The sequence below is a fragment of the Rahnella woolbedingensis genome, assembly GCF_003602095.1.
In the GTDB taxonomy this organism is placed as follows: domain Bacteria; phylum Pseudomonadota; class Gammaproteobacteria; order Enterobacterales; family Enterobacteriaceae; genus Rahnella; species Rahnella woolbedingensis.
Genome location: NZ_RAHH01000008.1, coordinates 55,980 through 70,976, shown reverse-complemented (window position 1 = coordinate 70,976; position 14,997 = coordinate 55,980). Strand labels below are relative to the sequence as shown.

Annotated in this window: 14 protein-coding genes; all 14 read right to left on the bottom strand. The window is 47.8% G+C overall.

Annotation, left to right across the window (positions count from 1 at the left end):
- The 14 genes from D6C13_RS08225 to tssK all read right to left on the bottom strand — a co-directional run bounded on the left by D6C13_RS08225 (position 1) and on the right by tssK (position 14,989).
- Positions 1 to 267, bottom strand: a complete 267-nt coding sequence (locus tag D6C13_RS08225; protein ID WP_120132299.1) for a PAAR domain-containing protein — start codon at positions 265 to 267, stop codon at positions 1 to 3.
- A 75-nt stretch (positions 268 to 342) separates the two neighbouring features.
- Positions 343 to 501: a hypothetical protein gene (locus D6C13_RS25615; protein WP_167457999.1), complete on the bottom strand. Its 159-nt coding sequence runs from the start codon at positions 499 to 501 to the stop codon at positions 343 to 345.
- Positions 502 to 730: 229 nt separating this feature from the next.
- Positions 731 to 1,021, bottom strand: a complete 291-nt coding sequence (locus tag D6C13_RS25465) for a hypothetical protein (protein ID WP_147408177.1) — start codon at positions 1,019 to 1,021, stop codon at positions 731 to 733.
- Between the two features lie 157 nt (positions 1,022 to 1,178).
- On the bottom strand, positions 1,179 to 1,868 hold the full coding sequence (locus D6C13_RS08220) for a hypothetical protein (RefSeq protein WP_120132298.1): 690 nt from the start codon (positions 1,866 to 1,868) through the stop codon (positions 1,179 to 1,181).
- Entirely contained in the window at positions 1,865 to 3,811 is a 1,947-nt protein-coding gene (locus D6C13_RS08215) for a LysM peptidoglycan-binding domain-containing protein (protein ID WP_120132297.1), read from the bottom strand. The genes D6C13_RS08220 and D6C13_RS08215 overlap by 4 nt, the downstream gene beginning before the upstream one ends.
- A 9-nt stretch (positions 3,812 to 3,820) precedes the next feature.
- Positions 3,821 to 4,363 (bottom strand): hypothetical protein, encoded by a 543-nt coding sequence (locus D6C13_RS08210; protein ID WP_120132296.1) that lies wholly within the window; start codon positions 4,361 to 4,363, stop codon positions 3,821 to 3,823.
- Positions 4,356 to 6,986: a type VI secretion system Vgr family protein gene (locus tag D6C13_RS08205; RefSeq protein WP_120132295.1), complete on the bottom strand. Its 2,631-nt coding sequence runs from the start codon at positions 6,984 to 6,986 to the stop codon at positions 4,356 to 4,358. Before D6C13_RS08205 ends, D6C13_RS08210 begins: the two co-directional genes overlap by 8 nt.
- Before the next feature lie 109 nt (positions 6,987 to 7,095).
- Positions 7,096 to 7,410, bottom strand: a complete 315-nt coding sequence (locus tag D6C13_RS08200; RefSeq protein WP_120132294.1) for a DUF1493 family protein — start codon at positions 7,408 to 7,410, stop codon at positions 7,096 to 7,098.
- Positions 7,411 to 7,412: 2 nt separating this feature from the next.
- Positions 7,413 to 7,868 (bottom strand): STM2901 family protein, encoded by a 456-nt coding sequence (locus D6C13_RS08195; protein WP_120132293.1) that lies wholly within the window; start codon positions 7,866 to 7,868, stop codon positions 7,413 to 7,415.
- A 96-nt stretch (positions 7,869 to 7,964) separates the two neighbouring features.
- On the bottom strand, positions 7,965 to 10,610 hold the full coding sequence (gene tssH, locus D6C13_RS08190) for a type VI secretion system ATPase TssH (protein ID WP_120132292.1): 2,646 nt from the start codon (positions 10,608 to 10,610) through the stop codon (positions 7,965 to 7,967).
- 169 nt (positions 10,611 to 10,779) lie between these two features.
- Positions 10,780 to 11,271 (bottom strand): Hcp family type VI secretion system effector, encoded by a 492-nt coding sequence (locus tag D6C13_RS08185; protein ID WP_120132291.1) that lies wholly within the window; start codon positions 11,269 to 11,271, stop codon positions 10,780 to 10,782.
- A 32-nt stretch (positions 11,272 to 11,303) separates the two neighbouring features.
- Positions 11,304 to 12,998, bottom strand: a complete 1,695-nt coding sequence (locus D6C13_RS08180) for an OmpA family protein (RefSeq protein ID WP_120132290.1) — start codon at positions 12,996 to 12,998, stop codon at positions 11,304 to 11,306.
- Positions 12,999 to 13,001: 3 nt separating this feature from the next.
- Positions 13,002 to 13,655: a type VI secretion system protein TssL, short form gene (tssL, locus tag D6C13_RS08175; RefSeq protein ID WP_120132289.1), complete on the bottom strand. Its 654-nt coding sequence runs from the start codon at positions 13,653 to 13,655 to the stop codon at positions 13,002 to 13,004.
- Positions 13,652 to 14,989 carry a type VI secretion system baseplate subunit TssK gene (gene tssK / locus D6C13_RS08170; protein WP_120132288.1) on the bottom strand — a complete coding sequence of 446 codons (1,338 nt, stop codon included), beginning with the start codon at positions 14,987 to 14,989 and terminating at the stop codon, positions 13,652 to 13,654. The genes tssL and tssK overlap by 4 nt, the downstream gene beginning before the upstream one ends.
- Positions 14,990 to 14,997 lie beyond the last annotated feature (8 nt).

Genomic DNA, 14,997 nt, shown 5'->3' with positions numbered 1-14,997 from the left:
TTATCCTATTACACAATCCGGTGCGCCGGAGATGACCTGGCAGCCGCACTGACAACGGCAGCCATCGACCACCACGGCTTTACCGTCAGAAGACCATTCTGGTGAACCTTCAACGATTTGATTGGTGCCATGACCCTGTACCGGGCAACTGATCTGATCGCCAACCAGCGCGACTTTTTTGCCATTAACAACCATGGTTGATGAGGCTGATATCACTGAACCACCGTGGGTGGTTTTATCGCCGAGAAGTACGAAGCCTTTGGGCATAAATTGAACCTTGAAAATATCTAGAAAGGTGGGAGGGGAAAATAACAACGGCGATTTATGGGCGGAATTCTATATTCATTCTATTTTTTTGAATAAAATCCAGCCATTTTCTATTTTTTCGTCTTTTTTGTTACTCAAGATTAAATTACACAATCCATTGTTATTAATCATGACTTTCTTGCTGTAATCTTTCATTGGGTCATCTTTAGGCGGTTTTGAATTGTTTGCTTTCATATTTTCATTAAAATAAGATGCGCAGTCTACTTTAAATTTGTCAGGGGCTAGTTGTAGTAATGGAATGATTTCTTTCTCTTTTGTTGGTCGGTTGTTTCCAGTGAATTTAACGCCTATTTTATATTTTATATTTTATATTTTTATCAGTATCACCATCTGTACCATCATGGGAATTTTTCACTGTGAGTGAGTCAATGGCCAGTTTGTTATCACTTAATGTTGTATTAGCTCATCCAATAGAAGGTCCACCTTCTATTTCGTCATGTTTATAGAAAAATAACACATCTCCACTTACAACTGACATGTATATTTCATCGTTGGATTCGTCATTGGTCTTGTTTAAGAAGTAATAGCTACTTCCTATTTTATCTGGTTTGCTTGAAATTAATGAACTTGTTTTGTAATTGTCAGTCTCGCCATATACCCAATCGGCATGATAAAGACCATCTTCAAAATGTAGAGTCTGAGCATTACAACCATAAGAGAAGAAAAAAGCCAAAGTAATAAATAGGAATTTCACTGTTCAATCTCCACGTGGAATGCTGGTTCACCACTGTGTAAAAATGGGCTTATGTATTTTAATTCATCATTGTTTTTAGCATAATCCGTCAATGCTTTGTCAAAAGATTTTCTAATGCTACTTTTTGTTGAGAAGTTTTTGCTTATATCGAAGATATTTAGTTTATTTTCTTGAATGAAATCCAACCATTTTTAATTTCTGGTGCAATATCGTCATCCAGAAATAAAGCGCATAATTGCTCTCCATTTATAAAAACAGTCCCGCCGTAACTTTGGCGTAGATTTTTGTCGCCAGATATACTCTCATTATAGTCAGGTATATCACCACCCCTATAGTTATTTATATCCAGGTATTTATTACAATCAACTTTAAAGGAATTACTGTTTATCGTTTCAAATGGAACTATTTCATTCCTTTCTAAAGGGATTTTTTTTCCAGGAAACTGGTCTCCTACAAAATTATCCTTACTGATTTTCATGTCGTCCTTTATAGATGTTGTGATTATAGTGCTTGCTGAAATAATAATTTCATTATCCACAAAACGAGCGTCGGCCCATCCACGTGTAATGCTTTGGCTTTCATTATTAGCATGTGAATAGTATAGCGTAGGTGCTCCATTTTTTATGTCTATATATATCTCGTCATCTCCGCCATACTTTCCTGGTTTTGATAAAATATATTTATTGCTTACTTTCTCTGGTTTGTTTTTTAGTACGGAATACTCCTTTATTTTTCCATCTGACTTGTAATTCCAATATGAGTAATAAAGGCCGTCGCTCGGTTTCTCAGCGTTTGCATAATATGGAAATCCTAATGACGCCAGGACGATAATTGTTATTTTTTTCATTGTTCAATCTCTATGTGAATAGCTGGTTCTCCAGCGTGACCGTATGGGCTAATGTATTTTAATTCTTTGTTTTTCTTTATGTGTTCCTTTATGACTTTATCGAGAGTTCTCCCGAGTGAACCCAATCTGGTTTTACTAATATCCATTACATTTTTTTTTGAGTACATATCCTCACTAACACAGTGTCGTGACACTATTTCATTCATATCTTGGAGGTTTTTTATTTTTTTTATCATGGCATCCAATGCGGCATCTTTATCCTCAATACCAGCAGCAACGCCTGCATCTACAACCATGCGACCATTTTTAGCATAGTAATGTTGGGACTCCACTCCTCTGGTGCGGATATTTGTATACATTGCTTGTGCTTGTTCTTCAGGAGTTCTTAAAGTACTTGTTATGTAAAGAATGTGAGCGCCTGACTCTTTTGCTAGACTCTTTAGGATGTTTTTAGATTTGTCACTAACTCTCTTTTCATCTGCTTGTCCTTTAACAAAAATAAGGACGGGTTCAAAGTCATCTTTCACGGTTGTTGGTTTGGCTGTTCCTTTATCATCAGTTTTATGTTTTTCAGGAGGCTGTTGTTTTTTCTTAACTGCTTCAGGCTTTGTTGTTGTCTTGATATGCACTACATTTTTATTTTTATCAATATCTGCTGAAATACTCCCTGAAGGAAGAGCAATATGACTCCTTGAATAAGATATAGCTGCATGTGCGTTGCCATTATCAATTCCAAGATGTTTAATTATAGCCTGCTTTACTTCTTTAGGGATGTAGCGACTGATATAATTAATGCTGAGTTGGCTTTCAGTGTCATTATTTTTTTGCGTTGATAACTTCAAGACTTGCCCGATATGAAGTACGTTAGCATTAGGTAAGCCATTTAGTTTAACTAAGTCATTAATGGTAGTGCTGTGCATTTTTGAAATTGCAGATAGCGTGTCACCTGATTTCACTGTATATGTCGTACCACTACTTGGCCCTACTTCTGAAAGCTTGGGTTTCTGTTTTTTGCTTTTCTCTGTCTTCGGCTGATGTGATGAGTCAGCACTTCCAGACATAGCTAACTTCTTATAGTTATCTTTCAAAATAGTAAAGACTATTTCAGCGCCGGCAAGTGCTTTAATCGCTTCAGTCTTTCCTTCACCATCTGTTTTCCCTTGAAAGAATATTAATGGGTTATTCATAGTGGAAACAATACTTGGACAAGATGTATTCTGGGCCAAAGAGATAGTTGCTACATACTCTTTGTTTGCAATGGGAGTATCATCGCCAGTTGATAGTTTGAATGAGGTGCTGACCGGGTTGGATTTCAGCAAGCCTTCCACCAAAGGTAATTTCTCAATAATATAATCAGCCCACTTCCTCCCATCCTTTGATATTTTATGTTTTCCATCAATATACTTGCCGAGGCTGTATGCACCATCATGGTGTAGTAAATATAACCACATCCAATAATCAAGTTGACTCGTAGAGTAATGTGTTGATACCTTTTTTTTATTAAGTAGAAAGGAATAAACTAGCGCATAACACCCTTTCTCTGCATCAAAAATGCTCTCCCCATTGAGGTCAAGTGTAAAGCCAAGTATTTCTTTCGAGTTATTTTTTGCATCATTTATAAAACCTACGGTTCCTTGAGCAAGACCACCTGCTGTAGTTGTACCAGCTGCCGCATCTGGATTGAATCCTGATTCAACTTTAGCAGTCAGTAATATATATGCAACTTCTTTATAATTAAGTAAGTACCTCGCAGAAATACTGACTAGCATGTCAATGATGTTATTTTGAATATTTATATCTACATCACCAGTTACCCTGCTATTCCCCCTGAGCTTGCGAGTGGTATCTATGTTAGGGTAGGTATTTATTAGTGAGTCACTTACTACTTGATCTGATTTGTATGCATAACCTTTTTTAGCATGTAAACATTCATATAGATTCATATTTATTTCTCAATTGGATTTATTCAAGAAGTTTGCATATACATCTCCAGCGGAATGCTTTCGGACTTTTAGTCTTAAAGAGTTTTCTATATTTCCAGTGATAAAGTCTCCATTTAGATTAAAAAATGGGGCCTGTACAGTGGATGCTAATGATGAATCGACTTCATCATCTTCAGTTATCCCTGTTGTATAACCAATTATAATATATTGATTATCAAAACAGCTCATTGTTTGAGAGGCCCAATCACCGGCTTTAACTACCTCGTTAAATTCATACCCTTGCTTTATCAGTGATTTTCTTTGACTCTCTGGCATGTAGGGTAACTTATATGAAGTGATTTTATTATCTTTGGTTATATAAATGTTGTAATTTTTGCATGTATTAATTGTTGAGTCGTTAGGGGCGTTTTTACATTCGGCACTTATCTTAATCAATGCAGGGCCACATTGCATATGTGCCTCACGACTTGCCCAACTATTATCTGCAAAACTGTTTAACGAAACTAAAACAAGCAGGGAGCATACGCCGGTATATCTAACTTTATTAATCATTTTCACAACCCTCACAATCGTCACATTGGCAATCTTGGCCATGATGAGATGCATCTTCAATATTAGTATAATGTGCCCGTTCGACGACCATTGCGCTGTCGTACCAGAAATCATCGGCTAGAATTTCTATTCCAAAATCTTCACCCGCCTGTGTAGAGCTGACAGGAATTGTTTCACCACTGGCGTTTGTACTACCAAAGACTTGCTGGCCACTGGCGAGAGTTATTAGATAATTTTGCATAGCTAATGGGGTACCTGTATCTGATATTGCGGTAAATTTCCCACTGTATGCTGCTGGCAATTGCGGTAACGGTTTATTGAGACTTGCTGCTCCCATCTTTTGTACATTCGTTGTTTTCAAAAGAATATTATTTGGAGCTCCCAGTTCAATGTTCCCACCACTGAATTTTATATATGCACCACCACATGTCAGTATCAACTCCTTTGCAGCTGCCACAGTGACAGTACCTTCTACGCTGGTAATATCGACATTAGTTTTAGCCAACGCTGACAGCGCATCCCCTTGTGCCTGGATATCCATTTTTCCTTGACCTGCAATCAGTTTCATCCCTTGTGATTGAGCAAACAGACTAACGGTTTCTCCTGCTGCTACCGTAAAGTTTTTGCCGGCACTGATATCGGTATTATCACCTGACATGACTCCGACACTTTCACTGCCTGAAGCTAGTCGCACCGCTTTTGGGCTGACAATACCCACCCCTTCAGGAGCATGCATGAGGATCCCTGGCGCCGTAAGTTGTTCCAGCGATTTATTCAGTGTCTCCTGACTGCCATTTTCGGCTTGCTCGGTCTTCGCTATTGCGGCGGCCTTTGACATACTTTTCGCCAGCGACAGGGCATTTTCAAGTTGTGCAATGGCAGCGTCCATATCCAGCATCTGATTACTGACACCGGCCTGTTCCGCCGTGATAAATATACCCTTACCGCCGCGTATCGCACCCCATTTATCCGTTCTCAGCTCAAACCCTTCACCGCGCTGTGCTTTGTTAGCATCGACGTTATGCCCAAGGTTCAGCTGGGTTTTGCCGCCGTATTCCGTACTGAGTTTTATATGCTCTTCGCCACGTTTATCTTCCATACGCAGCTTGTTATTCGCCGGGGTGCGGATAACGTTGCGGCTATTATTGGCTTCCGTCACATGATCGACATGACGTGAGTCGTGCAGGGCGTGGGCGATATAGGGGCGGTCCGGGTCACCGTCGTGGAAGGCTATCGCCACTTCCGTGCCCTGGATCAGTGGGAAGTGGATACCGTACACATCGCCGCCATAAGGTTTGGCAAGACGGACGGGCATGCTTTCCTGTCCTTGCACTTTATCATCCTGGTCAGCATCGAATTTGACACGGTATAACCCCGTAGCATCCTGCCAGGCGTAGATATCGTTTGATTTCGCGCTGGTGACGCGTGCCATCATGGTGCCGCTGACTTTTGGGCGCGGAAGTAATGCCGGACGCCAGCAAAAGGTTTCGCTGTAGGGGATGGCCATCCAATTTACGACTAACGCATCCTTACGGCTGGCACTGAAGAAGGTCGACGTGATGACGATACCGTTGTGTATTACTGTGGGAAGTGTCGGGATGATGACGGTTTCAGTTATTGTCAGCTGTTGCCCTGGGCTGAGGGTGGCATCATTAGCTGAGCCGATAATGAGAGTCTGTGACGAAAGAAAACGTTCATGGTCAAGGCGCGCCAGAAAGTTGGCAGTTTCTGCTGCCGGGTCGGTTTTGTCGCCGGTATCCAGATGGCGTGGCTTGTAGTGATAGACATCTCCATAGGTGACACCTTCGCCATCACTTCGGGTGATATCCGCTCTGGCGGACTGAAGAACCTTCTGGGCTTCACGGTGGTTGTAGTCTTTGGCGGTAACACTTGCTTGTGCCACATTGTGCTGAACACTGACTCCCCAAACTGACTCTGCACCACTGTCACTCATTCCGGACGGGCTGTTTAATGGCAGAGTCTTCCCAAATTCATACGCACTCTGCTTATCAGCAAAATGCACTACTTCGGTCTGGGTATCCGGCTGCAGGGTGAAGAAATAAAATATTCCCAGCTCTGAGAGCAACCGCTCTATAAACGCCAGGTCGTTTTCCTGATACTGGTTTATCTGTTCACGTTTTAGGTAGGTTTGCTTTAAAGCGAACTCGTATTCCCAGTCCTTGAGGCCATGTTCCTGAAGTATCTGTTCCACCACTTCAGGTACCGATTTATTGACAAAGAAGCGGTGGGTACGGAATTGGTTTTGCAGCAGTGCCAGGAAAGGGGATAGCGTTATCTGGTATACGGTCTGGTCTTCTGAACCGCTGAGCCGTTCAAAAGTTGTTACTACACCATGCACCACCTTCTGCTCTGACAGGCTTTGGAGAATACCCGTGCCCATCGTCAAACTGGCTGGTTTTCGCAGCAGTTGGTTCGCATCAATATCCTTGTCGGTACTGGTGAAGTGGATGGTGTAGCAATACAACTCACTTATCGCTTCCGTTCCTACAAAATCTTCTACATCCAGAGGAGACTGACAGGAAGGAATATTAAGACGGTAACGATTCAGGGTCGTTTCAGTGATTGCTGTAAGTGTGTTTTGAAGCGTATCAAGAAGACTCATGGGCTTACTCCGTGGTAACAACCTGCATTCCATGGGGTTGCATACACCATAGCTAATTAACGGCTGACAGGTTTATTTGAAGAGGGAAATGATTATTTAATTCGTTTTTTCAATCATATAACCAATATCCAGCTTTTGCTGATTCAATAAACATCCTGATCGTTAATGGCATTTTATTTTTATTAATTTCATTTCGTGAAAAAACGGACTTTACTTTCCATGGGTAATAGTTATTTAGAGAAAAGCCGGCAGGTTGAACATTAAAATATGAAAAAAAATTACCTGCCATCTCGGCAACATCATCTGCCTCATGTAGATTCTGTAACGGGAAGTCATCGTCAGGGACAATTTTCTTCATAAACAGGCTAGTAACCAGCGGCAGGTCGGCTTTGACGAATTCTCTGACTCTGTCTTCAATTGTCATATTCACCAGATTTTATCCTCCGGTCGCGCGATGGTGTTATATTTGCTGACGGTTTTGAAGCTTATCGTTGCTACATCAGTTGCCAGTATGATCCAGCCTAAAACGGGAACTGCTCTCCCTGCAAATGCACCCAGATTATTAACCCAAAATATCTTTACCCCTCTTATTGAAAAGGATTTTTTTGTCAGTGTAGGCAGAATGCGTTTTTGGAATTTATAGCTGAGGTGTTTACGGAAAAAAAGCGATGCATGCGACGTCCCTTTTGTTGCTGTAATGGGTTTTCCTGGCACGTCGACACTATTATTACCCAGGATCACAGAGGCCACGCCAATGATATCCTTAATCCCCAATTGATTTTCAGTTTCATCCACCAATATCCAAAACAACAATTCATAGGCTGTCAGGTTATTTAATCCATCAAAAAAATAAGTACCGTTAAGTTGTTCAACTGTATCCATTGATGTAATGCCCCTGGGAAATAAACTATTAGCATTGGGTACCTTCCCCGCACTTTCAGCGGGTAGCCAAATTTATAGTCAGGTAATGTTGAACCACTAACCCCCAAACTCCAGCGCGATCCCTTCTTCTTCATCCCAACCTAATGCCAGCGAAGTTGTACGCTGTTGTCCAGCCATGCGCTGTAGCAGTTGCTGGCTCAGTACCGGCAGTATCTGCTGATTGAGCAGGCTGTCGATGTTGCGCGCGCCGGTGTCCGGCAGCAGGCAGGCGGCGACCAGCGTGTCGAACAGGCTTTCTTCGATGGTGCAGCGCAGGCCGTAATGTTTGTTCAGGCGTTTGGCGACTTGTGCCAGTTTCATCTCAACGATGGTGCGCAGCGCCACGGCGTTCAGCGGTTTATAAATCAGCGTCTGGAAACGGGCGAGCAGCGCGGGCTGGAAGTGATCACGCAGGATAGGGCGCAGCATTTCCTGTAACTCGCCGTCGGTGGCTTCCGGTTGCTCATCCAGCAACTGCATGATGTGGTCGCTGCCGAGATTGGCAGTCATCAGGATCACGGTGTTACGGAAGTCGATTTCGCGGCCTTCGCCGTCGCGCATAAAGCCACGGTCAAACACCTGATAGAACAGGTTGATAACATCACGGTGAGCTTTTTCCACTTCATCGAGCAGAACGACGCTGTACGGACGTTTACGCACGGCTTCGGTGAGAATACCGCCCTGACCGTAGCCGACGTAGCCCGGAGGCGAGCCTTTCAGCTGCGAAACGGTATGCGCTTCCTGGTATTCGCTGAGGTTGATGGTAATCAGTGATTTTTCGCCACCAAACAGAGAATCGGCCAGCGCCAGAGCCGTCTCGGTTTTACCCACGCCGCTCGGGCCGACCAGCAGGAATACACCCAGCGGGCCGTTCTCGGAAGTCAGACCGGTTTTGGCGGCGCGCAGGCGTTGTGCCATATCCGTCAGCGCATGGTCCTGCCCGACGACACGTTTGCCCAGATGGTTTTCCAGCTGCAACAGGTCAGTCTGTTCGTCTTTCAGCAGGCTGGTCAGGGGCACGCCGGTCCAGTCGGCAATGACGGTGGCGACAGTGCGCACATCCACGTCAAGAGACAGCAGCGGGGCGTTACCCTGTAACTTAGCCAGCTGGGATTGCAGCGCATGAATATCTCCCTGACGGCTGATGTCCTGACGCACTTCCAGCAGCTGCTGTGTCAGGTCTTTTTCGGCTTCGTACTGAGTTTCGAGTGCGGAAAGCTGTGTATTTAGTTCGCTGTCCAGCTGGCCTATTTTTTCCAGACGCTCGCCATGGGTCTGGCTGCCGAGAGCGATATCTTCCAGTAATGCTTGTTCTTCCATCTCCAGCGCACTGAGCTGCGCTTTAAGGCGGGTCAGTTCTTCCGGCAAGGTATCAAGGCTCATGCGTACACGGGCGGACGCGGTATCAAGCAGGTCAACGGCTTTGTCCGGCAGCTGGCGACCGGTGATGTAGCGGCGGGAAAGGCTGACGGCGGCTTTGACCGCTTCATCGGTGATGTGCACGCCGTGGTGCTGCGCGTAGCGGGATTTCAGGCCGCGCAGCATCAGACTGGCCATCTCGTCATCCGGCTCATCAACTTTCACTATCTGGAAACGGCGCTCAAGGGCGGCGTCACGCTCAAAATACTGTTTGTACTCAGCCCAGGTGGTCGCGGCGATGGTACGCAATTCGCCACGGGCGAGCGCGGGCTTGAGCAGGTTAGCGGCGTCGGCGCCACCGGCCTGATTACCGGCACCAATAATGGTGTGCGCTTCATCGATAAACAGCAGAACCGGCGTAGGCGACTGCTGAACGGCGTCAATGACGTTTTTCAGGCGTTGTTCGAACTCGCCTTTCACACCGGCTCCGGCCTGTAACAGTCCGAGATCTAAGGTACGCAGGCTGACCGTTTTCAGGCTGTCCGGCACGTTGCCTTCGCTGATGCGCAGCGCCAGACCTTCCACCAGTGCTGTTTTACCGACACCCGGCTCACCGACTAAAATCGGGTTGTTTTTGCGACGGCGGGAGAGAATATCCACCATCTGGCGGATCTCATTATCGCGGCTAAACACCGGATCAATTTGTCCGGCTTTCGCTTTAGCGGTGACATCCAGCGTGAATTTATCCAACGCGGCCTGTAACGCTTCACTTAAAGACTGGCTGCCTGCATGCGAGTCCAATTGCGGGCTGGCCGGATTATCAGAAAGCGTGGAAGGTGTGCGGTTCAGACCTTCCTGCTGTTGTAACTCTGGGCGCTCTTCCGAAATGGCATCCAGCATCGGTTTCAGGCGGCGGATGTGTTCTTCGCTCAGGCTGAACAGTGGCCACAAGCCTTCACAATGCAGCAATTTAGGTTTGGCGATCAGCGCTTCCAGCAGGTTTACGCTGCGCACGTTCTCGTTATCGTCCTGCAGGGACGCCGCCAGCCAGGCGGATTTCATCAGCGATTGTAACTCACCGGACAGCTGCGGACGGGTGTGAACCGTGCGCGGCAGGGCATCAAGATGCTGGAGCAGACTTTGCCACAATGCGTCCATATCCCATTCGTAGCGGCGGGCCAGCACGGTAAGGTCACCTTCGCCAAGCTCCAGCAATTTCAGCAACCAGTGCTCAACGGTGATTTCTGCGTGTGCGCGTGTCTGACACAAGGTCGCGGCGGCTTCCAGCGCTTTAGCGCAATACGGATTGAGGCGACGAAGTAAGACGGCTGACTGCTGTTCCATGCTGAATTCCTTTTTTGGGTACGCTACCGCCCTTAGCCTTTTCCACGAGGGAAACTCAGGCCCATAAGGTCGATGTCCGTATTGTTTGATGTTTACGAAACCGTCCGGCGGTCAGGGCAGTTTTGGAAACAACAAAATCAGCAGACGGCGAACCGTCTGCTGAAAGGTGTTACGCGGTAGTACGTTCGTTCCAGGAATCGGAATGAATGATGTTGCCGTCTTTGTAAGTCCAGGTGATTTTTTCGTAACGCAGTTCAATGCGCTCGAGATGGTTGTGTTTCTCTTTGGATTGATCTTTGATGTCGTACATTTCTGGATTAACTTTCACCAGTTTGACGTTTTCCAGTTTGGTGTTGAAATATTCCACTTCCTGGCCCGCGTCGTTGATGCGATACCATTTGAACTCAGCGGATTTCAGGGTCTGACCGGTGGTCACCGCTTTGTACAAGTACGGGCTGGAGGAATCGATTTCTTTGGTAAACAGGAACGGGGTATGAATACGAGTACCCGTCAGTTTGCCGGTGTTGTTATCGGTCGGGATGTACAGGTTGTGTTCCTGCGCAACGACTTCGATACTGCCTTCGCGATCTTTTACGTCTACGGAGCCTTTAATGTCCGCGCCGCCGTCGTCTTTCAGCCACAGATAAACAGGAATTGCCATGGGTAGTTCTCCATTTCTAGGTTAAGCATTCATCAATCATTTGATGAATTTGGGGTTGCTGTTGCTTTACAGGCGTCGGCCTGCGGCACCAGACTGATTTCAACACGACGGTTAGCTGCACGGCCTTCCGGCGTATCGTTTGTTGCAATAGGACGGCTTTGGCCGTAGCCCTGAACCGCAAAACAGCTTTCCGGTACGTCTCCGGTGTCACGCATCCAGTCACGTACTGACTCTGCGCGTCGCAGTGACAGAACCTGATTGGATTTTTCATCCCCGGTGATATCGGTATGACCCGCGACCACGATCAGCCAGCCTGGTTTGGCTTTAATCCCGACCAGTGCGTTGATCAGCACTTTGGTGGAACCGGTTTTGAGCTCGTATTTACCCACATCAAACAGGGACAAGGAGTCTAAACGGATGGTTTTCGGCCCCTGAACAATTTGCGTAATCACTGGCGGTGGCGGCGGAGGGGGAGTCCAGCTGTTAATCGCGGCTTCGAGCGGGGCAATCAATCGCATTCCCTGATACAAGCCCAGTGACATACGCATCGGCGCGCCGCCGCGTAACCATTCATCCAGTAAGCTGGCGTCCGCACGAAGTTGCTGCTGAGCGATTGTTTTAGGTGACGGGGGCGTGCCGCTGAGGCGGTTATACACGGCGAGGTGATCGCCCACGCTTTGCACCAGCCGCTGGTTATTCACAAATGATGCAAGCAGGGCGAAAAGCAGGAAAACTCCGCACAACAGACCTGCGGTCAGCCAGGCCTGCATCAGGCGGGAAACCCCGTGGCGGCGTGGCAGATAAGGCAGCAGTATTTCTGGCAATGGCAGGCATTCCTGCACATTGTGAACGTCAGGTGTCAGCGTGGTAATACTGCCAATATGAACCTGCCACAGATTGTCCGGGATGCCGGTTACAGGTGTAAAACAGGCTCCCCAAACACAAGGTGTCAGGGCAGGAACATCGCCTTGACGCTGTATAAGGATGCTGCTGACGTGAGTTTCAAGCCAGGGCAACAGGCTTTCCATCCAGAAGACAGTGCTTAATCTTTCCTGACCGTTTCGTGCATCTGATTGCTGACCCCATTCCACGAGCGGCATAACGCCTGAACCGGCTTCCTGAACCTGAACGTCTTTATGCCCGGGTGTGATGGTGAACCAGCGTTCTGGTTGCTGAGCTGATACCACTGGCGGCGAGAGCCAGGTGCTGATCCAGACCGGAGGAACACCCGCCAGCCAGCTTTTGCATTGCACGATGGCCCGGTGCCAGACATGCAGTTTTTGTGTGAAATCGTCCTTGTCCTGATGTTGCTCCGGCACAACTGCCAGCAGAACGGAAATCTGGGCGATCAACGCCGGGCGTTCAGCCGCCAGATGTTGTGCCAGCAACGGCAGATGTTCTGGTAATGCGACCGGCAGATACCAGCCCTGACGTGTTTCACGTACAGGAACGGATGTGGAAAACAGCGCTGCACTGTCGCCACAGACCAGTACCACAGCGCCCTGAAAATCTTCAGGAGGAAGGGCTGCACCGGTAATGAGTGCGTGAGCACTAACTTCGCGATGATGTTTACGCCACTGCAAATAACCTACAGCGCCGCTGAGGATAACCACCAGCAGGCTAAGTGCCACACGGCTGCCCGTGCCCAGCGGCCAGAAACCCAGAATGAGCCACAGCGACAAGCAGGCAGCCAGAAGCAGCAGTATTAATTGCGTTAATCCGCGCATCCGTCAGTGGTTTCCTGTGAGCTGAGAGACCATGTGCGTCAGTTGTGTGTTCAGCACAAACCACAGGGCAATCAGTAACACGATGCCCGCAACCCACGAGAACCAGTAGGTTTTACGTCCGGAACGCAGGCGTAATGAACGTGAAACGATGGGCATTTCCTGAGCCGAGGCGAAAGGTGGAACCAACTGATTAAGTTTGCGCACGACGTCTTCCCTGCGCTCATCCCCTTGTTCACGATAACGTCCCAGGAAACCGAGCGTCAGTGCGCGATAAAAACAGGTCAGCACTGCGACATCTGGTGCCGGTTCCTGTAGTACCTTACGGATGCGCTCCCACAATTCCTCACCCGCATTCAGGGTATTGAAATAGCGAGCCTGAAGCGGGTCTTTAATCCACTTGGTATAACCACTGTCCTGCTTCTGGCGATTCAGCACGCTTTCATCCAGCAATGCGCACTGGGTATACAGCATGTGGTCGCAGCTGGCTTCGCTAAAACCGGCGCGAGTCAGGGACTCACGCGCGCTTTCAATCCATTCACAGGCACGGTGGTAGAGGGCTTCTCCGTTATCTATTTCCTGTCCGTTACGCAACTGACTGACCATCAGCCAGCAGGGATAAAAGACTTCATCAATGACCGACGTATTTATTTTGCTCATGAGCGCAGCACCGCAAACAGTTCAAGTTTGATTTCACCCAGCGAGCCGGGGGTGTAGAACGCACAGTTTCCTGCGTCCAGCATGGTCAGGGCCGCCGGGCTGTTCAGATCCAGGGCAAAATACTGATTCTCAAGACGTAGCGGGATGGCGGCCGGGACATGAGACAGTGCCTTCATTACCACACCGTTCAGCGCCACGTTCACGACATCAGAAACATCCTCGAAACTGCCTGCTTTACAAAGCAGCGGGAACTGTGACTGCAGCAGGTGGTTAGGAATCGAAGAGCGTACAGACAGATAGAAATCAGCACCTTCACGCAAACGGGGATCATGCAGGGAACCGGTCCAGAACTGGCCTTCATGCGTCAGTTCAATCGCGACCATACGCGATGGCAGGCTGGCCTCGAGCAGGGCATCCAAAAGTGTGAACAGCGGCGGGAATACCTTTTCGGGTGCGTCATGCTGATATAGCGGAATATCCTCAGCTTTATGCTCCAGTGAGAACGTCAGCAGACTCCCGGCAAGACGGACGAGCTCACGATAGAACAGTTCCGGATGACGGGCCGGGGTCTGATAAAGTTCCATCAATACCGGTTCCGCACTATTGAGCGCATTCAGCAGCCAGAACAGCGACACATCGGCGACTGCAAAATCAGCCATCCGTTCATTGCTTTCACGGCGCATCGCCATCAGACGGCGGCGGCGTGCCTGCAACCGATGGATTAAATCACCGAGTTCTGTCAGCACTGCCTGGCTGGACGACAACGACAGCATTGGCGGTATGAAATCAACATCCTGCATCCACTGACCCTGCGCATTACGCACCAGTCGTACGACAGGGCAGGTCAGATACGCGCTGTTTTCCTGATGGGCAAAACGCAGCGTGACCGCATGACGCTGAATAGCCAGTTCTGTCCGTTCGTGCCCGGACAATTCCTGCACTGTCACCCATTCCTGTTGCCAGCGGCGCGGGCGCTCACTGTCCTGACCATCATCGAGGTTGCCACCGTTAGCGGAGAGCAAAGGTAACGCCAGCACTACCTCTACCTGGTCACGGTCAGCAATTGCCGACAAATCACAGGCTGGCGGAAGATTGTCCGCCAGTTCAGTATCAACCAGTGTTCCGTCTGGAAAACGAACCGCCAGACGGAGAGCATTCAGGCGAGACAGCGCCAGCGAGCCGTTGTCAAACGCGGCTTCAATAACTCCCCACGGATGAGCCAGCCCCATGTGCGCGACCGTATCTGCAACAAAGGAATCCCAACGGGCTTGCTGTTGGAACTGTTGCGGGGCCAAAAAGGCCCCGTCGCTCCATAACGGGCGATAAATTTTCATCGTTTCTC